This window comes from Streptomyces capitiformicae (genome assembly GCF_002214185.1).
Lineage (GTDB): Bacteria > Actinomycetota > Actinomycetes > Streptomycetales > Streptomycetaceae > Streptomyces > Streptomyces capitiformicae.
The window spans coordinates 10,758,784-10,778,904 of record NZ_CP022161.1 but is presented as its reverse complement, the minus strand read 5'-3'; the positions used below and the strand labels follow the sequence as shown (position 1 = coordinate 10,778,904).

Sequence of the window (20,121 nt, the reverse complement as noted above, 5' to 3'; positions counted from 1 at the left end):
AGGGGGACGTGTGATGCGGGACAGCCACCGGGGGGAGGCCGAACGGCTGTTGGTCCGGGCGGTCGAGGACGAGGTCCGCAGGTCGGGTGGCCGTATCGACGGCGTCGTCCTGCTCGGCCGGGCCCGCGCGGGACTGGACACGATGGCGCAGAACGCCGCGGAGGAGTACGAGGCGTACACCCGCGCACTGGACGAGTCGGAGGCCGGCCGCCTGACCTTCGGCCAGCGGTATGCGAAGGAGGGCGCCGGAACTCCCCTGCTGGTGGCGGCCGTCGCGGCCGGTACGGCGGTCGTGGCCGACCTCTCCTTCGGCGTCGCCGCGGGCACGGCGGTGAGCACCGGCGTGATCGTCGGTGTCGCCAGTGCCGTGGCCACCGTCCTGAAGGTGACCGCCTCCCATCTGCCCGCCGCCCACCACCACGCGGGCGCCCTGGGTCAGCCGGGCGGCCCGGAGCAGCTGCGGCTGCAGTGGCTGACGGCGCTGGAGGTGCGCGGGATCCGCCCCTTCCTGGACCAGCAGCGCGTACTCGCCGCCTCCACGGCGAAGAAGAAGGCGCCCCAGTTGCGCGGCGCCGACAAGAGCGCGGCGGCCCGGCGGCGCAACGTACTGGAGCAGTCGTTCGCCCAACTCCCCGAGGCCGACGACCGGTTCGCGGGCCGACGCGCGGAGATGAGCAGGATCCGGCAGTGGGTGCAGGCGGCCCGCGCCGAGACCGAGACCCGGCCGACGGTCGTCGTCCTGCACGGCGCCCCCGGCTCCGGCCGCACGGCTCTCGCCGTCCGCGCCGCCCATGACCTGCGGGACTACTTCCGCGGTGCCTGCGTGGTCGACCTGCGCGCCGACAGCCCGGAGGAGACCCCGCTGACCACCCGGGACGCGCTGATGCACCTGCTGAACCGTCTCGGCGCGCCCCGCGAGCAACTCCTCTTCCGTGAACGCACCTCCCAGGACCAGCAGGTCAAACGGCTCAGCGAGCTGTACCACCAGCACCTCACCGCCCTGCCGGTCACCATCGTCCTGGACGACGCCTCCGACCCGGAACAGGTCCGCGCCCTCGTCCCCGAGCGCTCCGACAGCCTCGTCCTGGTCACTGCACGCGCCCCGCTCGCCCTGCCCGCCGACCTGCCCGCCTGGGTGCACCAACTGCCCGTCGAAGCGCTCGACGGGGACGGCACGCGGGAACTGCTGAGCACCGCGGCGCAGGACGCCTCGGCACTGGCTCCGGGACCCGGGGCCCGGGGCTCCACAGGAGCGCATCCAGGGTCCACCGAGACCGAATCCGTCGCCCACATCCGGCAGTTGTGCGGCGGCCTGCCTCTCGCGCTGCGTGTCGCCGGCTCGTCCCTCGGCCCGCGTACGCCCCGTCAACTCGCCGCCGACCTGGGCGCGTACGGCCCGGTCGAGCCGGTCGAGCGGGCCCTGTGGCTGCGCTACACCGACCAGTCGGAGCCCTCCCGCCGCCTGCTGCGCCGCCTCGCCCTGGCGGGCCGCGCCTCCCTGGGCGCGGCGGCCGCCGCTTCCCTCCTGGCCACGGACGAGACGGAGGCGACCCGGCACCTCACCGCGCTCGCCCGCGCGGGTCTGATCGACCACGTCCACGGCAACCGCTACCGCCTGCACGACCTGGTCCGTGCCTTCGCCCAGGCCCGCCTCCTCGACGAGGAGGAGCCGAACGAGCGCACGGCGGCCCAGGAGCGCCTGATCGTCACCTACGCGGATCTCGCCGACTCGGTGCTGCGCCTGGTCGACGGCAACATGTCGACGCGCTCGGACCGCTTCGGCCAGCACGGCTTCGTGTCCCTGGACGAGGCGCTGCGCTGGCTGGACGACGAGACGAGCTTCATCACCTCCACGCTCCGGCACGCCGAGGGTGTGAACCAGGCGGCGGTGCTGAGCCTGCTGGGCGCCCTGTGCGACTACTGCCTGCTGCGCGGCGACCTCTACCGCCTGGGCGAGCTGAGCGAACTGGCCCAGTCGGTGGACCAGGGCCTGCTGACCCGCTCGGTCCAGTGGCGTACGGGCATCGCGGCCCGTCAGCTGGGCGAGCTGGACAAGGCCCGTACGACGCTGGCGTCGGTGGTGGACCTCTACATGGAGACCAACCACGACGCGGGCGCCGCCCGGGCCCTGTGCTCCCTGGGCATCACCCTCCACCACCAGGGCAACCTGACCGAGGCCGCGGCCAAGCTCATGGAAGCCCTGACCATGCAGAACGTGCCGCAGCTGGCGGCGGACCGCGCCTGGACGATGCACGCCCTGGCCGCTGTGGAGCGCGACCGCTCGAACCTCGCCGACGCCCTCGACCTGCTGAACCGTGCCCTGGTCATCCACCGCCAGCAGGACTCCCTGCACGGTGAGGGCTGGGCCCACTTCCAGCTCGGCCAGCTGCTGCTGCGCATGGGCGACGTGCCGCGCGCGGAAGGTGAGCTGCGCACGGCGCTGGACCTGTTCGGCCGCACCCGCGACGCCCGCGGCCAGGCCTGGGCGATGACCCAGCTGGCCCGCGCCCGTATCGTCGCCGGTGACGCCTCCGCCGCCGTCGACAGCCTCCGCCAGGCCCTGACCCACCACCGCGACAACGAGGACGCCCGCGGCGAGGCCTGGACCGGCTACTACCTGGGCCAGGCCCTGGAGGAGACGGGCAACCTGGACCAGGCGGTGAGGGAGCTGGAGCGTTCGCGGACAAAGTTCTCCCGTATACGCGACGTCTACGGCCTGGCCTGCGCCCGCCACCACTCGGCCCGCGTCACCCGTGACCAACGGGCGGTCCAGACCGGCTCGCTCCGCAACTCCGGCTTCGCCCGCCAACTCCTCGTCGACGCCCGCGCCGACTTCCAGCGCATCGGCGTGGCCCACGGCGAGGCCTGGACCTGCCTCGAACTGGCGGTCGTCGACGCCGGCAACACCCGCACCGCCCAGGCCCTCGCCCTGTGCGACGAGGCCGCCCGTCTCTTCGCCTCCTACGGCGACCGCCGGGGCGAGGACTGGGCCCGCTTCCTGCGCTGCACGATGCTCCCGTACGCGGCCCCCGGCGGCGTCGAGATCGGCACCGCGGTGGCCCAGGAGGAACTGGCCCAACTCGCCCGCACATCCCACCCGCTGCGCGACGAGAAGCTCGACGAGTACGTCGAGGCGTATCTGCTGCTGCTGGAGCGCGGCGTGAACCTGGAGGGCGGCTGGCGTGGCTGGACCCTGGGCATGGTCCCGAACCGGCACGCCCGTGAGGTGATGGGGGTGCCGGTGACGGCTCAGCCGGCGTGAGGGACGTCACCGGGTGCTCCGGGGTGAGGGACGTCACCGGGTGAGGGCCGACGTGTGGCACAGCATGACTCCGCGCCACCTACCGGGTGTCACAGAATCATGCCGTTACGTCGTCACTCTCGGCGCTCAGCCCTTCGCGGGCGTCGCCTTCCCGCCCGCGCCGGTGGTGCCCTTGGCCGGGGCTCCGGACTCCCCTTCCGGCGTCTCCTCGAAGTCGACCTTGCCCATGTGCTTGTTCATGGACTTCATCAGGCCCCACACGGCCAGGGCCATCACCGCGAAGACGATGAAGCCGAGGACGCCGGGGGTGACCTTGTCCTTGTCCAGTTCCTTGGCGAGGGGGACGAGGTGTGTGACTGCCAGGCTTACGCTCATGCCTGGCATTGTCCCCCAGGGCTAGCGGATGCCTGCAAAGAGGTCGTCCTCGGGGAGCGAGGTGTCCACCAGGGTCTTGGCGAGCTCGTACTCCTCGGTCGGCCAGACCTCCTTCTGGATCTCCATCGGCACGCGGAACCAGCCGCCGTCGGGGTCGATCTGCGTGGCGTGCGCGATGAGCGCCTTGTCGCGGATCTCATAGAAGTCGGCGCAGGGGACGTGCGTGGTCAGCGTGCGCGGGGTGTGCTCGAACTCGTCCCAGCGCTTGAGCCAGTCCCCGTACGGCGACTCCAGGCCGCGAGCCAGCAGCGCGTTGTGCAGCGCCTCGGTGCGGGGGCGGTTGAAGCCCTGGTTGTAGTACAGCTTCTGCGGCTGGTACGCCGGGCCGTACTCCCCCTCCGGGTACTTCTCGGTGTCCGCCGCCCCCTCGAACGCCACCATCGAGATCTTGTGGGTCATGATGTGGTCGGGGTGCGGGTAGCCGCCGTTCTCGTCGTAGGTGGTGATCACCTGGGGGCGGAACGCGCGGATCTTCCTCACCAGTTCGCCGGCCGCCTTGTCGACGTCCTCCAGGGCGAAGCAGCCCTCGGGAAGAGGCGGGAGGGGGTCGCCCTCCGGGAGGCCGGAGTCGACGAAGCCGAGCCACTCCTGCCCGACCCCGAGGATCTCGCGGGCCTCGTCCATCTCCTTCCTGCGTACCTCGTGAATGTTCTCCTCGATGTACTTGTCGCCCTGCAGTTTGGGATTGAGGATGGAGCCGCGCTCGCCGCCCGTGCAGGTCACGACCAGCACGTCCACCCCCTCGGACACATACTTCGCCATGGTGGCCGCACCCTTGCTCGACTCGTCGTCGGGGTGCGCGTGCACGGCCATCAGTCGCAGCTGGTCAGTCAAGACTCATTCCCTCGTAAGTCGGCGCCCGGCCTGGTAGTTCGGTTACTTCGATGACTCAGCCCGGCGCGATCCGGTGAGTCAATACTGCCGTCCCGCAAGGACACCCACTGCGGGGCGGCCGTCAGACGCTGGGCGGGAGGCTTCTATAGTGACCGAATCGGGGGGCGGAAAATTCCCGGTCCGGACCATGGACACCCCTTACGGGACCGTCGTCCCGCCCCCTCCCGAGAGGACGATCATGAGTACGGCGAGCACTCGGCTGCCCGAGGGGCGTTACGGCCGCTCCGCGGACGAGCGCGCCGACCGCAAGCTCAAGGTCATCGGCTCCGTCCTGGGTGCGGCCCTGCTCGTCCTCCTCGGCTGGTTCGCGTACCACTACGTCGTCGACAACAAGATCAACGTCGAGGTCTACACGTTCGAGACCTCGGCCACCTCGGTGAAGGTGCACCTCAGGGGCGACAAGGACGCAGGCATCAAGGGTTACTGCATCGTGCGCTCCCAGTCCGAGGACGGCGCCGAGGTCGGCCGCCGCGACGTCCGCTTCGCCGCCGACACCACCGACATCGACCAGGTCGTCACCCTCCAAACGACGTCCCGCGGCACCACTGCCGAAATCGTCGACTGCCAGGCGGGCTGACCCCCCGGGCCTCGCCGTCGCCGCCCCGTCGGCATTGACGAAAATCACTCGCCGTCACACCGCGCTGACCTGCGTTGACACAACGGTCGTGGTTTATGTCCTCCCCCTTCCGCCGCTGAATTGTTAGGCTCGTGGTTTCGCCCACTCGTGAAGGAACATTCTTCTGTGTAGGGCGATGCTTTGTATTCCCAGTACCTACGAGGAGCACCTGTGACCCAGACCAGCGAGAACGTCACCTGGCTGACCCAGGAGGCGTACAACCAGCTCAGGGCCGAGCTGGACTACCTGTCTGGTCCTGCGCGCACGGAGATCGCCGCCAAGATCGCGGCCGCGCGCGAGGAGGGCGACCTGCGTGAGAACGGCGGGTACCACGCGGCCAAGGAAGAGCAGGGCAAGCAGGAGCTCCGTGTGCGCCAGCTGACCCAGCTCCTGGAGAACGCCAAGGTCGGCGAGGCTCCGGCATCGGCGGACGGCGCCGTGGCGCCCGGCATGGTCGTGACGATCGCCTTCGACGGTGACGAGGACGACACCCTGACGTTCCTGCTCGCCTCCCGCGAGTACGCGAGCTCGGACATCGAGACCTACTCGCCGCAGTCCCCGCTCGGCTCGGGCGTGACCGGCAAGAAGGTCGGCGAGGACGCCCAGTACGAACTGCCGAACGGCAAGTTCGCCTCGGTGAAGATCCTCAAGGCCGAGCCCTACCAGAGCTGAGCGGCGCCGGAGCAGGGCCGCACTCTCGCGCCGCCCCCTCCGCTCGCCCCACGAGCCCCCGGCACCCCCTCGGCGCCGGGGGTTTCGTCATGCCCGGGCGGGGTCGCCGCTCACCCCGTCCGCCGGGACGCGGCTCATACCGGCCGCCAGTCACCGCTCACCCCGTCCGCCGGATCGCGGCTCATACCGGCCGCCAGTCACCGCTCACCCCGGACTTCTGCCGCCGTACCGGATCGTCCGCCCACTCCTGGGGCACGAACATGCGCCACTGCAGCGGACAGGACGCGGCATCGGTCATCGACTTGATCGAGCGCTGCTCGGTCGAGGAGCGGGCGCTCTGGACCAGTAACTGAACGCTCGCGCCTATCTGAGCCGGGCCTCGCGGACCGGGCGGCGGGCTGTGAACAGCTCCGCCTGACGTTCCGTCGGCAGGTTGCCCAGGGAGACGAGGTGCGGGGCGTACGCGAGGGCGTGGGCCCGTGCTGCCTCCTGGGCGGCCCAGCAGGCGCGGACCGTGCCCTGGACAGCCTCCGGTGGGTATCCGGCGATGGTCTCCGCGCGGCGTACGGCCGCGGTGACCGCCTCGCCGGGTTCCGTCAGTTCTGACACCAGCCCGACCTCGTAGGCCCGGCGCGCGGACATCCGCTCGGTGGTGCCCATGAGCGCCATGCGCGCCGTCTCGCCGTACGGCATTCGCTGGGCCATGAGGATCGACTCGAAGGCGCTGACCATGCCGTAGGTGGTGTGGGGGTCGAAGAAGGTGGCGGAGGGGTCGGCGACGATGAACTCCGACTCGCCGAGGAGGTAGAAGGCTCCGCCACAGGCCATGCCGTTCACGGCCGCGATCACCGGTTTCCAGAGGTCGTTCGACTTCGGGCCGATCGTGAGGAGGGGGTCGTCGATCGAGTACGGGGAGTTTGGTTGGGGGACGGTGGAGGCCGCGTTCCGGTCGAGGCCCGTGCAGAAGGCGCGGTCGCCGGTGCCGGTGACGACGACGGCCCGTACGGTGTCGTCGAACCTCAACGCCTGCCAGGCCGAGGCGAGTTGCTCTGCAGTGGCGAGGTCGATCGCGTTGAGCTTCTCGGGGCGGTCCAGGGTGAGGATCGCGACGCCGGTGTCCTTGTCCGTGTCCATCCGTAGGTTCACGGGCGCTCCAGTACCCATTGGGGGAGGCCGGTGTCCGTGAACACCACCTGGACGCGTGCTCCGATCCGGATGCGTTCCACCGGGACCGAGTTCAGCCGGGCGCCCGGCTCGCTCACCAGGTTGCCGACCAGGCGGATGTGCGGGGCGTCGGTGAGTTCGACGAGGACGACGTTGTACGGGGACTGCTCGGCGTAGTCGGGGAGGAGGGGCGGGTGGGGGAGGACGTACGACCAGATGCGGCCCTGGCCGGTGAGGTGGCGCCACTCGGTCTCGAAGGAGCGGCAGTGGGGGCAGCAGGGGCGGGGTGGGAAGCGGAGTTCGTCGCAGTCGGCGCAGGCCTGGATGCGGAGTTCGCCTCGGCGGGCGTAACTCCAGAAGGGGGCGCCGTCCTCGTCCACGATCGGGGTCAGCATGATGCCCTCGACTCCCTCGACTCCCTCGACTCCCTCGACTCCCTCGACTCCCTCGACTCCTTCAACTTCCTCAACTCCTCAGCAACAGGGCCGACGTCGGGACGCCCTCGCCCGCCGTCACCAGACAGGTCGACGCCCCCGGCACCTGGGCGGTGCTCGTGCCCCGCAGCTGCCGTACGCCCTCGGTGATCAGGTTGAAGCCGTGTACGTACGCCTCGCTGAGGCCGCCCCCGGAGGTGTTCAGGGGCAGCCGGCCGCCGATCTCCAGGGCGCCCCCTTCGGTGAAGGCGCCGCCCTCGCCGCGGTCGCAGAAGCCGTAGCCCTCCAGGGAGAGGGGGATGAGGGCGGTGAAGGCGTCGTAGATCTGGGCGACGTCCACGTCCTCCGGGGCGAAGTCGGCGTGCTTCCAGAGGTGCCGGGCGGCGGTCCAGGCGGGGCCGGTCAGCGGGTCGTCGTTCCAGTAGTTGACCATGCCGTGGTGCTGGGCGGGCAGGCCCTGGGCGGCGGAGTGGACGTAGACGGGGGGCCGCCGGCAGTCGCGGGCGCGTTCGGCGGAGACGAGGACACAGGCCAACGCACCATCTGTCTCAAGGCAGTTGTCGAAGAGGCAGAGGGGCTCGCTGATCCAGCGGGAGTTCATGTACATCTCCCGGGTGAGCGGGCGGTCGTACATGATCGCCGCCGGGTTCTGGTTCGCTCTGTTGCGGCAGGCGAGGGCCACGTTGAAGAGGTGGTCGCGGGTCGTGCCGTACTCGTGCATATGGCGGCGGGCCAGCATGGCTATCTCGTCGGCCGGGCGGAGGAGGCCGAAGGGACGGGTCCACTGGGCGGGGGTGGGGAGTTGGACGGTCGTGTTCTTCCACGGGCGAGGTCCGGAGCCGCGCTTACGGGAACGCCAGGCGACGCCGACCGTGGCCTGGCCGGTCGCGATCGCGGCGGCGAGATGGGAGACCGTGGCGCATGAACCGCCGCCGCCGTAGCCGACCTTGCTGAAGAAGGTGAGGCCGCCGAGGCCGAGTGCCTTGGCGAGCTCGACCTCGTCCGTCTCCTCCATCGTGTAGGAGGCGAGCGCGTCGACTTCGGTTGGTTCGATGCCGGCGTCGTCCAGGGCGGAGAGGATCGCTCGGCATGCCAACGCCCGTTCTGTTTCGGGAAGTTGTTTGGCGAATGGGGTCTGGCCTATGCCGACGATGGCTGTCGCGTCCTTGAGTACGGGCATGTAGCACCACACCTCCGCACGGGGTCAGGTGTCTGCTGACAGTCCGTCAGAGTACAGCTAATCTGACGGGTAGTCAGGTAAGTCAGGTAAGTGGTTCGGATAGTGGTTTCGGATAGTGGTAGTGGGTTCTCGGGTACGGAGGCTGCTGTGCACGGTGACGTGGATACGCGCGGTGACCTGGAGTGGGGGACCATCCCGGGGTTGGTCCGGTCCGCGGCCGAGCGGTACGGCGGCGTCGAGGCCGTGGTGGACGGCCGTACTCGGGTGTCGTACGCGGAGTTGGGCGCCCGGGTGGAGCGCGCGGCGGCGGCGTGCGTCGCGAACGGGGTCCGGGTCGGCGACCGGGTGGGTATCTGGGCGCCGAATTCGCTCGACTGGATCGTCTCCGCGTTGGGGGCGGTCTCGGCGGGGGCGGTGCTTGTTCCGTTGAACACCCGCTTCAAGGGGGGTGAGGCGGCGGATGTGCTGGCGCGTTGCCGGGCGAAGTTGTTGTTCGTGACGGGGACGTTTTTGGGGACGTCGTATGTGGCTTCGCTGCGGCGGGCGGCGGCGGGGGGGACGGGGGCGGGGGCGGGAGAGAGGGCGGGCGACGGTCCGCTGCCCGGGCTTCCGCACCTGGAGCAGGTGGTGGTGCTGGCGGACGACGCGCCCGCCGACTTCCGGACCTGGAAGGAATTCCTCGCGAGTGGGGACGGGGTGGGGGACGGTGAGGTGCGGGCACGGTCGGCCGCGCTGAGTGGTGATTCCCCGTCCGACATCATCTTCACGTCGGGGACGACCGGCCGGCCCAAGGGCGCGGTGATCACCCATGCGCAGACGTTGCGGGCGTACGAGGTGTGGTGCGAGCTGGCGGGACTGCGGCAGGGGGATCGCTATCTGATCGTGAACCCCTTCTTCCACACCTTCGGCTACAAGGCGGGCGTGATCGCCTGTCTGATGCGCGGGGCGACGATGATCCCGCAGCCGGTGTTCAACGTGGGGACGGCATTGGCGAACGTGGCGGCGGAGCGTGTCTCGGTCCTGCCCGGCCCGCCTACCCTCCACCAGTCACTCCTCGATCACCCCGCGCGCGACGAGTACGACCTGTCCGCGCTGCGGCTCGTGGTCACGGGCGCGGCCGTCGTACCGCTCCAACTCGTCGAACGGCTGCGGGCCGAGCTGCACGTCGGCACCGTACTCACTGCGTACGGCCTGTCCGAGGCCAGCGGCATCGTGACGATGTGCCGACGCGGAGACGAGCCGACGGTGATCGCGTCCACGTCCGGGCGGGCGGTGCCGGGCACCGAGGTACGGGTGGTCGGACCGTCCGGTGCGGAGTTGCCGGCCGGTTCGCCCGGGGAGGTGCTCGTCCGTGGCTTCAACGTCATGCGGGGATACTTCGAGGACCCCGAGGAGACCGCGCGGGTGGTGTCGGAGGAGGGCTGGCTGCGTACCGGTGATGTCGGAGTGCTGGACGGTGACGGCAATCTGCGGATCACCGACCGCATCAAGGACATGTTCATCGTGGGTGGGTTCAACGCCTATCCGGCAGAGATAGAGCAACTGCTGGGGTTGCACCCGGACGTTGCCGATGTGGCGGTTGTCGGGGTGCCGGATTCGCGTCTTGGGGAGGTCGGCAAGGCGTATGTCGTACGGCGGGCGGGGGCGCTCCTGACCGCCGACGACCTGATGGCCTGGGCGCGCCGGGAGATGGCGAACTACAAGGTGCCGAGGGCGGTGGAGTTCGTGGGGGAGTTGCCGCGGAACGCCAGTGGGAAGGTGGTCAAGGGGGAGTTGCGGGGGCGGTGAGGTAGGAGCCCCTGCGCTTGATTCAGGCGGGCAGGCGGGCAGGCGGGCAGGCAGGCGGGCCGGGCGGCGGCTCACTTCTCAGCGCGGCCGTCGCCGGTACCCTCGCGATCTCGATGGCCACGGGAAGCGCGCGGGGTGCCCGCTCCACTGGGCAGAAGGACACGTGGTCAGCACAGGCCGGGGCGGTTCTCGGTCACGCCCGAGTTGGCGAGCCAGGTGTTGGCCGTGCCGGCGGTTCCGGTGCCGACGGTGTCGTCGTGGCAGTCGTGCTCGGCATTGTTCCTGAGCGTGTTCGAGAGAATGCGGTTGCCCGAGTTGCCGCCGAGTTCGATGCGGATGCCGTCTCTCAGATTGTTGGTAGCGGTGTTCGACGAGATGACGGAGTTGTCAAGCGAGTTGGGGCCCGCGCTGATGCCGTCGGTGTTCGTGGAGTTCGTGATCGTGTTGGAGCTGATTCTCAGGTTGGTGTTCGGCCCTCCGCCGAAATCGGTGCTGGTCCGCACGCCGCGTGCGCTTCCGCTGATGTTGTTGGAGAGGATCTCCAGTCCGGTGTTGTCATTGCCGACGAAGATCGCGGATCCGGTGTTGTTCCTCGCGGTATTCGACCGCACTTTGGTGCCGGTGGAGTTGAAGACAGCCAGCAGGGACCCGTCCTCCTGGGACCTGTTCACGTCGATTCCGACATTGTTGACGGCTCCCGGCGCCAGTCCGGTCAGCACGATCGCGGAGGAGTCGTTCTGGTAGAAGGTGTTCTGCCGGATGGTGGCGTTGCTCAGGCCGAGGTCGGAGTAGACGCCGTTCCCGCCAGCGGATCCCGGTTGGTTGTTCTGGCGGATGCAGTTCTGGTCGACGGCGGATGCTGTCGTGCCGTTGGCGTTGAAGTAGACACCCTGCACGTTGTTCTGCACCACGTTCTGGAGGACTCGGTGGCCGGAGAACGTGGCACTGGTCACAATGCCGGCGCCGAGCGTGTTGTTCTGGACCGTGAACCGGATGAACCGGATGCCGTTCTCGAGCAGGTTGACGACACCGCCTGCGGGGTTATCAGCCTGGATGATCGCCTCAGTGGTCGGATTGGGTGTCGTGGGCTGGGTGCACGTGCTCGGGGTGCGCGGCCCGACCAGGGTCAGGTTCGGCTTGTTCACGGTGACGACTTCGTTGTATGTCCCGGGGCAGACGCTGATCGTTGATCCCGCCGACGCGGCGGTAACGGCCGCCTGGATGGAGGTGAAATCCGCGTTCGGGCACTGCGCCCCGTCGTCATCGACGACGAGTGTGGTCTGCGCCGCGTTGCTGGGTAGCGCAGAGAATGCCACAGCGGCTACCGCGCACGCCGACACAAGAAACCGTCTCTTCATGTCCTTCTCCTTCGTTCTCCGGGCAGACCGGTGATTGCCACTGCCTCGATTGGCAGCCGCCGGGCCAGGCATGAATGGCACCCGGAGAATCCGGATCGCCGATCTTCCTTGACTTTCAGTGCCGGAAACCAGACCGGCAACTCGCCATGCGCCATCCGGATTCCGAGCCCGTCATTGGTGCGCATTGATGTGCATTGGTACGCATTGATACTCATTGGTACGCCGCGGGAAGGAGGAATCTCTTATGGTGACGAAGGTCTACCCGCCGAGATTCAACGCGGAGACCACCGCGCCGGACCTGTCGGGCCCGCGCCACACCTTCGAGGGTGTGGGAAGCCTCTGGGGATCAGCGGGGAGACGCCGCGCAACTGGGTTGGCTGGATGCGGGCCGAGCGGGCCCGCCAAACGGTTCGTACTCCTGATGATTGGCAGGCATGGCGCCTACCCCGCCCCATGTGGGCCGTCGGCGGCGCACACTCGGCTCATACCGTCAGTTCCGACTGAGCCGGCACGGCGGAGACCGTGTCGTGGCGGATGCACCATTCGGTGCCGAGGAAACGCCTCCGAACCTCCGCCGGGAAGCCGGCCAGCAGGCCCGGCGCCGACTCCGGCACCTTGAGATCGGCGTACCCGAGCATGCGGGGTCTCCGGCGCCGAGGACAAGTGCGGGCGGGGGGCTGGTCCTGCTCGACGCGGTGGCGCTGGGATGGGGCTGGGGTGGGGCGTGGCGCGGCGGTGGCGCTGGGATGGGGCTGCGGTGGCGCTGGGGTGGGGCTGGGGTGGGGCGTGGCGCGGCGGGGGACGGCAAGACGGTGTGGTGCGAGGTGGAGGCCTGATGCCGTGGCCGCCGCGCAGGATGTGCTCGACGAGTACGGCGATCTCTTCGACGAGATCGAGGGGGAACCCGGCAAGTGAACGTCGACATCGACGCCGCGTGGGCGAGGGCGAGGGCGAGGTGCTCAGGTTGCGGGGCAGGGTGGGTGCCCTGGCCGGGGGCCGGGGGGCTGTCTGTTGATCGAGTGGCTGTAGGGCCGCTCGCTTCTTTGGAGTGTCGTGCTTCCGCGGCCCGCCTCAAGGGCGCTTCGCGTCGCCTTCGGCGATGGCCCTGCGGGCCACCCTTGACCCGGGCCGCTCCAGCACTGGGGAGAAGCGAGCGAGCGGCCCGGAAGGGCGGGTGGCCCGGCCGGGGGTTGCGGGGAGCGTTGGGTGGTACGAGGGCCGGGGGTGGCGGGCGCGGTCGCGGTTTGCATGCACGCCGGGTGGGGTTGGCGGCGAGTGGTGCGTGGTGGGGCGTGGGGGTGAGGGGTTGGGGGGGGAGATGTGTATTTGTTCGACGAGGAGGAGGAACAACCAGAGCGGCGGCTCGAGTAATCGCTTGCCGGAGCCGAATCGAGCAAGGAACGCGCGCACGCCTCCCCGTCCTCGCTAGCCTGGCATGCGGGGTGATCGCTCGTCGGGACGACGGTCATCGGATCCACCTGACCGCGACCATCCCGGCACCCGCACCGGACCGCGCAGCCCATGGACCGCAGCGGTGATCGCTCTCACATCTCCGGCGCTGCCCGGGCGGTGCCCATGTCGATGAGGATCTGTTCGGCCTGCGTGACGTTGCCGGCGCGGACGGCCTCGGCCATCGCGGCGCGCGCAGCGTCGGGCGTCGCGTGCGGCGGGACCACGAGCAGGGAGAAGAGATCCTGCTCGCCCCGGGTGATGAGGACGGTGTCGTCGCCGACCGGGAAGGAGTCGATGTGCACGACTCGGTCATCGATGACGAGCCTCGTGGGCAGTGCTTCCCAGGCACCGGCGTCCAGGCCGACACGCGTGACCGGCCCGAGGTACTCGGCCAGGGCGGTGATCAGGGCGGGGAGCTCCGCGGCGATGTCCCGGGACCGCGGCCACCACGCTCCGTCGAGAACACCCCGTCGGTCGCGCGTGGTCTCCAGCCGTACGACAGCCGTCCCGGGTTTCACGGCCTGGTGGACGGCGTCCGGCAGGAGCCTGGTCACACGCGGGGAGCCGGAGTCGGACATCGCACTCGCCTGCCTGTAAGGAAACGGAGTGACTTCCTTGCTTCACAGTACTCCGCGGCCCAGGCCAGCCGGGAAGCTCGCCGGTCACACCCGAGGGTCACGGGGCATGCCGGAGTAGAGTGAAAGATCGGTCCGCTCATCTGTGCCCGAACAATGAGGTCGCCATGCAGCCCACGGAAACACCCCCGGACGGGCACGCCGAGGTACATATCGTCGCGGCCTCCCCCGAGGTCGCCCGTCGCGTCGCGCAGGTTCTCCGCCAGTGCTTCGCCGCCACCGAGCAGCGCAGCTATCCCGTGGACAGCCAGGGAGGTACCCGCCTCCAGCTCACCGTGGACACCACCCGCCCGGCAGAACCGGCACGGTCCTGGCTGGAGACCAGCCGCTCCTCGGAGGACGACCGCCGACGGAAGTGAGCCGACGTCCAGGAGCGGTCCGTTCGGCCTCTTCGGGGAATAGCGTGAACTCATCGGGAGCACTTCGCACATCGGCTCCGATGCCGGTTTCGTTCCCGGTGAGCAACGACACCGGGCGGCTTCCCTCGCGCAGAGGTGCAGACGTCCGGAGACGGGTTCCGCGCGATGTACGCAACCACCCTTCATCCCCCGCTACGGGCCGTCTTCAGGGCCCCGACCGCGCGACTCGCGCTGAACCCCGTGAGTTCCTTCACCAGGGCACGTCGAGCTGGACGGCGCCTGGTGGCCGCGTTCACGTGACCTGACACGCGAACTCTCCGCTCTGGCGGACGTGCTGGATCCGCTGTGGGGGACGGATCACTCATATCGCCGTCAACTCGCGCTACGGGCCGATCCTCTCGCCGTCAACTCGCACTACGGGCCGATCCTCCCGCGCACGGTCTTAGTCAACGGCCATGCGGTGAAGGTCGGTTGGTTCACGTCGGAGCAGGATCCGCACAAGGCACTTCCTCGTCGTACGAGGCCACCACCGGCCGGCCCGGCCGACTGATGGTGGGGATGTGACGGTCGTCGTCGCCGAACCTGCCCGTCGGTACCTGATGATTCGCCGGGCAGTCCATGGTGCGCCGGATCAGACGTGACCACGTGCCGCGGCTGCCATGAGCGGTTCCGCGGCCTCCTCGGCCGTATCCGGAGGCACGACCAGCAGGTCCCAGCGCCCCCGGCCGGGGGCGAGCAGGACGATCGTGTGCGGGGCGGATGCCGCCACGGTCCTGCGCAGTCGTACGACCTGGTTGAAGACGAGCATCCGGCCGGGCACCGCAGACCATGTCGCCCCGTTGACGGTGACGCTCGTGATGTGGCCCCACGCGCGCGGCAATCCGGCGAGCAGCCCGGGGAGTTCGGCGAGCAGGTCGTACGAACGGGGCCACCACACTCCGTCGATGGGCTGGGGCATACCGCCGTGGGGAGGCATACCGCCGTGGGGAGCCAGGCGCAGGCGGAGGAGGGGATGAGAGGGAGGAGGGGGGTGCAGCGCGGTGGTCATGAAAGCTCCTGTCAACTGCCGTGCGGCGGAGGAGGTGAGTGACCTGTGTCAGGCGCGGCGGGAGGCCACGCGGTCCGGAGTGGGCCAGCGCACGTCGTGCACCCAGCCGAGGCGTTCCAGGAGGCGGATGACGGCGGCGGAAGGGTCGAGCTGGCCGCGGTCGACGCCGTGGCAACTGGGGGGCCCGACCACCTTGCCCGTCGGCTTCGGCGGTGAAGAGGCCCGGATCAGCCGGCAGACGCTCCAACGCGGCAACCGAGTGCTGTGCTTCACCGACGGCCTGATCGAGGAGCACGAAACCGGCGAAGAACAATTCAGCGAAGGACAATTCAGCGAAGAACAACTCATTCACTGGGTCAACCGCATCGAACACACGGAGAAGGGAGTACGAGCGGTGGTGCGCTCACTCTCCCACGCCCTGAAGCAGCAACGGGGCGGCCGCACCACCGACGACGCGCCCCTCTTCCTGATCGAATGGCGTGGCAGCGCCGCCGACCACCTCGCCCTCCTGGAGTGAGCCGACGACCGCACCACCAAGTGTCCGCCGCCGTGGCCGGGCGTTTTCAACGGGCCGGGCGCCGAGGGGAGCGCCACATGGAGCGGGCCGCCAGGTAGAGCAGATCGGCGATGAGGAGTAGTACGCCGACGGACAATAGATAGAGCATGCCGTCGACGGCCGCGCCGATGGCGATCAGAGCGATTCCGGCGATGAGCAGGGTCAGGAAGAGGACCATGACGGGATGCCTCCCTGGGAGGGAACCGCGCGGGATCTGCGTGGCTCTCGAGTACGGCGGGACACGCTGTGACTCTCCTCGGTGTCGCATCGGCCGAGGAGTGGTACGTGCGGGCCCGCACACAGGCCGCTACCAGCAGTGGTGGCGTCCGCCTACGGCGTACCCCACCGATCCCCGGATCCGCAGGATGAGGCCAACGACGACCAGGTGATCCCGATGGTCTCCAGGATGGAGAGGCCGGCGACGAGGAGGATGACTCCGAGGCAGTCGTGAGGGCCTCCGATGCGAGCCAGGTCTCCCCCTCACGCCAGAGTAGGTGGGACCCACCCTGTGGGTGGTGGCGTCGCAGGCCGGACGGTTCTACCGGCCAGGCGGAACCCGGTACCTGGAGCGCGCGCCATATCGTCATCCTCGGGCTCATGATCATGCTCGCCGCACACGTCATCGGCGTAGCCGGTGTCTGCGAGTACGCCGACAGCCAAGCGAGTGCGCAACATTCAGTTCGTCCGATCCTCTGCATGCCACAACGCTCGGGTTCCAGGAATCCGGGAAGCGTCGCAGCCGGTGCCCCATGGGAGTTCGGCCCAGGGGGTCTTAAGGGGGTCTTATGCGGTGCGTTGGGCGTGGTGGCGGACTTCCTTGAGTCGGACCTTCGAAGGGAGGCGGTCCAGGCCGGCCGAGTCCCGAGCGTGCGCGAGTGTTTCCCGGCTCAGTTGCCCCAGAGTCCGCGCTGGATCGGCGTGAGGCTCCAGCAGCAGCCGTACCCGCGCGGTCGGAGCGGTACTTCGGCCCGTCAGTCGTACGTGAGCCCCTGAGACCCCGTCCAGGGCTTGTGCCTCTTCCTCGATCACGTCCTCCAGCGTGCGGCCGTCGAGTCGGGCCGCCGCGCCGTCCTCGCTGTCGACGAGGACCCCGCCCAGGCGGTGTCTGCGTTGCGCGAGGAGCCACCACAGCAGCAGGGCCAGCAGCACGGCGAGCACCGCGATGACGGTCGGCCACCACCAGCCTTCTTCCCGCCACCGGGTGCGTCCCTCGGTGCCCAGCACCACATCGTCCGGCCCGCGGAAGGGCCACCAGCCCGGCACGTCGAAGTCCCAGTGGCGCTGCAGGTCCAGTGCGCCCAGCAGTACGCCGCCGCCCAGGGCGAACAGTCCGAGGCCGAGAAGCCCCAGCAGCACCCGGTTGACTGTCTTGAGCATCGGGATCACCTCAGCCCTTCTTCGGGCGCCGGACGCGCACGGTCAGCGTGGGTTGCCGGGCGAGACCCAAGGACGTCACGGCTTCGCCCAGCTCGGTGTCCAGGTCCGCGCGGACCTCCTCGAGATCGCGGAAATGGGCGCGCGCCCGGGCTTTGACCTTCCGGCGGCCGACGTCGACCTGTGCCGACTGGACACCGGGCACCTGCATGGCCCGGTCGCGCAGAACCAGGGCGGCCGCGCGGCGGTCGAGCCCGGCTCGGACGTCCTCTGTCCCGGGGATGCCGGTGGGCTGGCGCATGGGCAGCAGCCGGCGCAGTCCCGGCGTCACCGCCAGCAGGAAAAGCCACAGGCCGAGGGCCATCGCCACCGCGGCCCCGACGATCACCCAGACGTCGTCCAGTGGCCGTGTGGCCAGTTCCTCGGCGAGCCGCCGCCGCCAGCGCATCGCGTTCCGGCCTGCCCGGACCGAGACCACGTCGTACAGGAGCAATCCGATGGCCGCGGCGGACAGCAGGGCTACCACGGCCGCGGGAATCCGCCGCGACGACCAGAAACGGTGCGCCGACCGGCCTGATCCGTCGACCACCTTCGTATTCGTAGCGGCCTCGCCCGCCCCCGGGGCGCCATCTGTGGACGGAGCTGCCTGTCCGGGTTCGGAGGGAAGGCCGCTGTCACCGGTCGGCTGCCGCGAGGTGTTCGCGCTCATCTCACCCTCTCCTGGTCCGTGTGGCGCGTATGCACCGAGTGCAGCCTCTCGACCGACACCGCGAGGTCGGACACCTCCATGCCGGCCCATGTCGTGAGCCGTTCGATAACCTCCCGGCGCACCGCGGCGCACTGCGCCCCGATGTCGGACGGATAGCCGAGCTCGACGGTGATGCGCAGCCGTGCCTCGCCGAGCACCGCCTGCCGTCCGGCGGCAGACTCGGCGTCTCGTCCTGCGGTATCCCGCTCCGGTGCCCGCCGCACGGAAGTGGTCACGCGTGGCGTCCGACGGCCGGGTGGTACGCGGCCGACCGACTCGGGGAACCGGCTCAGCGCCTCGCGCGCCACGCGAGAAGCGATCTTCGCGACGACCCGGTCCGCGATGGTGATCGCACCGCGCTCCCCACGGGGAATGCCCGGACGCCGATCTGCTTCACCGGTCACTGCCGCCAGTCTCCCCGAACCCGTCGCCGGTCATCGCGGATCCGATCCTGCCGGTCTCGGCGGCGGACGAAGTCGCCCGGTTCGAGATCACCTTCCATGAACCGCCCGACCACGAGTCCGACGACGCCCAGCCCCAGCACCAGCAGGAACGCCCAGAAGTCACCGAAATACGCGGCGAAACCCAGCGCCATTCCGGCCATCAAGCCCACCACGGCCCTGCTCATTTCGCGCTCCTTCACTCAAGCGGGCTGCCGCCCCGGCTACTGGATCCGCTGCCGCTCCTCCCCTTCCTCCTCCTCGGCGGGCAGCTTCACATCGCTGACCACGATGTTGACTTCCACGACTTCCCGCCCCGCCATCCGCTCCACCGCGGAGATCACGTTCTCCCGCACCTCACCGGCCACGTCCGTGATGGAGACGCCGTACTCGACGACGATCTCCAGATCGATGGCCGCCTGCAGCTCACCGACCTCGACACTGACCCCCCGTGTGGCGGACTTGCCACTGCCGGCACCGGGCATCCGCTCCCGCATGGCTCCCATCGAGCGCGCGAATCCGCTGCCCAGGGCATAGACGCCACGTACGTCCCGTGCCGCCATCCCGGCGATCTTCTCCACCACCACATCGGCGATGGTCGTCCGGCCGCGAGAACCGGGCGCAGCGCCATGCCTGACGCCGGTGTTCTCTGTCATCGAGGTCATCGAGGTCACGCCTCCCTCAAGAAGCCCACTTTGCACCCTTTATGCACCTTTTTATTCAGATTATATTCTTGTTAGGGCGTTTTGCTCGATATGCACACTGTGAGGCGGAGCGGTCCAACGAGTGGCCCGAGCGTCCCTGCCCGGAGCCCGCGCGGACACTCCGGGCGCAGTGCGGCAGGAAGAGAACCGCAGCCATGGAAGAAGGAGGGTGAGAGGCCGGTGAAAACCGAGGCATGGACGCAGGCGGTACGGCACCAGCTCGACCTGGGCCGGCTGCTCCCGCTCGGCGAGCCCCACGACGGGACATGGATCACCGAACAAGCGGCCGTCCGGGTCCTCGAGCTCGCGGCCGCTGAGATCCCCGGCGTCCGGCTGGAGTCTCTGCGCATCGGGACGGCACCGCTCGAGCCCGTGTACGAGCCGACCGTCCGTCCGCCGGCCAGCGCACTACCGCCTGGCCCGCTCAGGATCGAAGCCGCCTTCACAGCACCCTTCGGGCAGCCGCTGCCCGAGACCACCGACCAGTTGAGGAGCGCACTGCTCAACGCGGCCACTGAACGTCTCGGCCTGGCCACCGTGACAGCCGACCTGCGCGTCACGGATCTCCATGACGGCCCGGAGACGGGCGTGAAGTCGCGGGCCGCAGCAAGGGCCATGAGGCCCGCGCCGGAAACCGCAGCCACCCGAAGCTCGCCCACGGTGACCGGAACAGGATCCATGTGGGGGCCCGTCCGGGAACTGGCGAACGTCGCGGCGGGTGTTCCGGGCGTCGCCCGCCTCACCGCCGTGCTGGGAAGCCGCCCGGTCAAGGTGGAGGATCATGACGATCCACCCGGCCGCCACATCGAGGTCCAGCTCGCGGTCGCCCGCGGCCACCATCCGCTGGAAGTCGCCCGCGCCGTCCGGGCCGCCGTAGCCGACGCAGCCACCACCGACAAATCCGGCCCGGTCACCGCAGCCGTCCTCATCACAGAAACCGCGGCCTAGCCACAATACCGGTGACTTTGGGGCTTTCGGGTCGTTGGGTGTGGTGTGCCAAGG

The 20,121-nt window shown here is 69.5% G+C and carries 23 protein-coding genes and 2 pseudogenes; 8 read left to right on the top strand and 17 right to left on the bottom strand.

What is annotated here, in order from left to right:
• Positions 1–13: 13 nt before the first annotated feature.
• Positions 14–3,262: a tetratricopeptide repeat protein gene (locus tag CES90_RS48290; RefSeq protein ID WP_189788037.1), complete on the top strand. Its 3,249-nt coding sequence runs from the start codon at positions 14–16 to the stop codon at positions 3,260–3,262.
• Between the two features lie 126 nt (positions 3,263–3,388).
• Here CES90_RS48290 and CES90_RS48285 read toward each other — a convergent pair whose 3' ends face one another.
• Both CES90_RS48285 and mca read right to left on the bottom strand, forming a co-directional pair.
• Positions 3,389–3,637: a hypothetical protein gene (locus CES90_RS48285; RefSeq protein ID WP_229914445.1), complete on the bottom strand. Its 249-nt coding sequence runs from the start codon at positions 3,635–3,637 to the stop codon at positions 3,389–3,391.
• Positions 3,638–3,658: 21 nt separating this feature from the next.
• Positions 3,659–4,531 (bottom strand): mycothiol conjugate amidase Mca, encoded by an 873-nt coding sequence (gene mca, locus CES90_RS48280; RefSeq protein WP_189788039.1) that lies wholly within the window; start codon positions 4,529–4,531, stop codon positions 3,659–3,661.
• A 238-nt stretch (positions 4,532–4,769) separates the two neighbouring features.
• Here mca and CES90_RS48275 point away from each other — a divergent pair, with 238 nt between their 5' ends.
• Both CES90_RS48275 and greA read left to right on the top strand, forming a co-directional pair.
• A complete protein-coding gene (locus CES90_RS48275; protein ID WP_189788040.1) occupies positions 4,770–5,168 on the top strand; it encodes a DUF4307 domain-containing protein in 399 nt (132 codons plus the stop codon).
• A gap of 210 nt (positions 5,169–5,378) precedes the next feature.
• The gene (gene greA / locus CES90_RS48270; RefSeq protein WP_189788041.1) at positions 5,379–5,879 is read left to right on the top strand and encodes a transcription elongation factor GreA; all 501 of its coding nucleotides are present in this window, start codon (positions 5,379–5,381) and stop codon (positions 5,877–5,879) included.
• A gap of 181 nt (positions 5,880–6,060) precedes the next feature.
• Here greA and CES90_RS51835 read toward each other — a convergent pair whose 3' ends face one another.
• From CES90_RS51835 to CES90_RS48255, 4 genes are all read right to left on the bottom strand, one after another.
• The gene (locus CES90_RS51835) at positions 6,061–6,177 is read right to left on the bottom strand and encodes a transposase (protein WP_332836418.1); all 117 of its coding nucleotides are present in this window, start codon (positions 6,175–6,177) and stop codon (positions 6,061–6,063) included.
• Positions 6,178–6,242: 65 nt separating this feature from the next.
• Positions 6,243–7,025 (bottom strand): enoyl-CoA hydratase/isomerase family protein, encoded by a 783-nt coding sequence (locus tag CES90_RS48265; RefSeq protein ID WP_189786570.1) that lies wholly within the window; start codon positions 7,023–7,025, stop codon positions 6,243–6,245.
• Positions 7,022–7,438 (bottom strand): Zn-ribbon domain-containing OB-fold protein, encoded by a 417-nt coding sequence (locus CES90_RS48260; RefSeq protein WP_189786571.1) that lies wholly within the window; start codon positions 7,436–7,438, stop codon positions 7,022–7,024. Before CES90_RS48260 ends, CES90_RS48265 begins: the two co-directional genes overlap by 4 nt.
• A 70-nt stretch (positions 7,439–7,508) precedes the next feature.
• A complete protein-coding gene (locus CES90_RS48255; RefSeq protein WP_189786572.1) occupies positions 7,509–8,657 on the bottom strand; it encodes a lipid-transfer protein in 1,149 nt (382 codons plus the stop codon).
• Positions 8,658–8,804: 147 nt separating this feature from the next.
• Between CES90_RS48255 and CES90_RS48250 the strand changes: the two genes are divergently transcribed.
• Entirely contained in the window at positions 8,805–10,445 is a 1,641-nt protein-coding gene (locus tag CES90_RS48250; RefSeq protein ID WP_189786573.1) for a FadD3 family acyl-CoA ligase, read from the top strand.
• 167 nt (positions 10,446–10,612) lie between these two features.
• On the opposite strand, the gene CES90_RS48245 is transcribed toward CES90_RS48250, so the two are convergent.
• From CES90_RS48245 to CES90_RS48235, 3 genes are all read right to left on the bottom strand, one after another.
• Positions 10,613–11,875 (bottom strand): right-handed parallel beta-helix repeat-containing protein, encoded by a 1,263-nt coding sequence (locus CES90_RS48245; protein ID WP_189786574.1) that lies wholly within the window; start codon positions 11,873–11,875, stop codon positions 10,613–10,615.
• Between the two features lie 410 nt (positions 11,876–12,285).
• The gene (locus CES90_RS48240; RefSeq protein WP_189786575.1) at positions 12,286–12,441 is read right to left on the bottom strand and encodes a hypothetical protein; all 156 of its coding nucleotides are present in this window, start codon (positions 12,439–12,441) and stop codon (positions 12,286–12,288) included.
• A 906-nt stretch (positions 12,442–13,347) separates the two neighbouring features.
• Positions 13,348–13,833, bottom strand: a complete 486-nt coding sequence (locus tag CES90_RS48235) for a DUF5994 family protein (RefSeq protein WP_189788767.1) — start codon at positions 13,831–13,833, stop codon at positions 13,348–13,350.
• 164 nt (positions 13,834–13,997) lie between these two features.
• Between CES90_RS48235 and CES90_RS48230 the strand changes: the two genes are divergently transcribed.
• Together CES90_RS48230 and CES90_RS51035 are read left to right on the top strand one after the other, a co-directional pair.
• The gene (locus tag CES90_RS48230) at positions 13,998–14,249 is read left to right on the top strand and encodes a hypothetical protein (protein ID WP_189788768.1); all 252 of its coding nucleotides are present in this window, start codon (positions 13,998–14,000) and stop codon (positions 14,247–14,249) included.
• A gap of 268 nt (positions 14,250–14,517) precedes the next feature.
• Positions 14,518–14,799, top strand: coding sequence for a DUF5994 family protein (locus CES90_RS51035; RefSeq protein WP_332836445.1), 282 nt, complete (start codon positions 14,518–14,520; stop codon positions 14,797–14,799).
• An 81-nt stretch (positions 14,800–14,880) separates the two neighbouring features.
• On the opposite strand, the gene CES90_RS48225 is transcribed toward CES90_RS51035, so the two are convergent.
• Together CES90_RS48225 and CES90_RS51030 are read right to left on the bottom strand one after the other, a co-directional pair.
• Positions 14,881–15,297: a DUF5994 family protein gene (locus CES90_RS48225; RefSeq protein ID WP_208921749.1), complete on the bottom strand. Its 417-nt coding sequence runs from the start codon at positions 15,295–15,297 to the stop codon at positions 14,881–14,883.
• A gap of 48 nt (positions 15,298–15,345) precedes the next feature.
• A pseudogene (locus CES90_RS51030) lies at positions 15,346–15,477 on the bottom strand (acyl-CoA desaturase); the annotation flags it as partial.
• On the opposite strand from CES90_RS51030, the pseudogene CES90_RS48220 reads away from it, so the two are divergent.
• Positions 15,470–15,814 (top strand): annotated as a pseudogene (locus tag CES90_RS48220) (SpoIIE family protein phosphatase); the annotation flags it as partial. The pseudogenes CES90_RS51030 and CES90_RS48220 sit on opposite strands and share 8 nt — an antisense overlap.
• Before the next feature lie 46 nt (positions 15,815–15,860).
• Here CES90_RS48220 and CES90_RS48215 read toward each other — a convergent pair.
• From CES90_RS48215 to CES90_RS48190, 6 genes are all read right to left on the bottom strand, one after another.
• Positions 15,861–16,031, bottom strand: coding sequence for a hypothetical protein (locus CES90_RS48215; protein WP_189788770.1), 171 nt, complete (start codon positions 16,029–16,031; stop codon positions 15,861–15,863).
• A gap of 605 nt (positions 16,032–16,636) precedes the next feature.
• Entirely contained in the window at positions 16,637–17,230 is a 594-nt protein-coding gene (gene amaP, locus CES90_RS48210) for an alkaline shock response membrane anchor protein AmaP (RefSeq protein WP_189788771.1), read from the bottom strand.
• Positions 17,231–17,240: 10 nt separating this feature from the next.
• Positions 17,241–17,936 (bottom strand): DUF6286 domain-containing protein, encoded by a 696-nt coding sequence (locus CES90_RS48205; RefSeq protein WP_189788772.1) that lies wholly within the window; start codon positions 17,934–17,936, stop codon positions 17,241–17,243.
• Positions 17,933–18,379 carry an Asp23/Gls24 family envelope stress response protein gene (locus CES90_RS48200; protein WP_189788773.1) on the bottom strand — a complete coding sequence of 149 codons (447 nt, stop codon included), beginning with the start codon at positions 18,377–18,379 and terminating at the stop codon, positions 17,933–17,935. The genes CES90_RS48205 and CES90_RS48200 overlap by 4 nt, the downstream gene beginning before the upstream one ends.
• Entirely contained in the window at positions 18,376–18,603 is a 228-nt protein-coding gene (locus tag CES90_RS48195) for a hypothetical protein (RefSeq protein ID WP_189788774.1), read from the bottom strand. The genes CES90_RS48200 and CES90_RS48195 overlap by 4 nt, the downstream gene beginning before the upstream one ends.
• A 36-nt stretch (positions 18,604–18,639) precedes the next feature.
• The gene (locus CES90_RS48190; RefSeq protein WP_189788776.1) at positions 18,640–19,071 is read right to left on the bottom strand and encodes an Asp23/Gls24 family envelope stress response protein; all 432 of its coding nucleotides are present in this window, start codon (positions 19,069–19,071) and stop codon (positions 18,640–18,642) included.
• 228 nt (positions 19,072–19,299) lie between these two features.
• On the opposite strand from CES90_RS48190, the gene CES90_RS48185 reads away from it, so the two are divergent.
• Positions 19,300–20,067, top strand: a complete 768-nt coding sequence (locus tag CES90_RS48185) for a hypothetical protein (protein ID WP_189788775.1) — start codon at positions 19,300–19,302, stop codon at positions 20,065–20,067.
• Positions 20,068–20,121 lie beyond the last annotated feature (54 nt).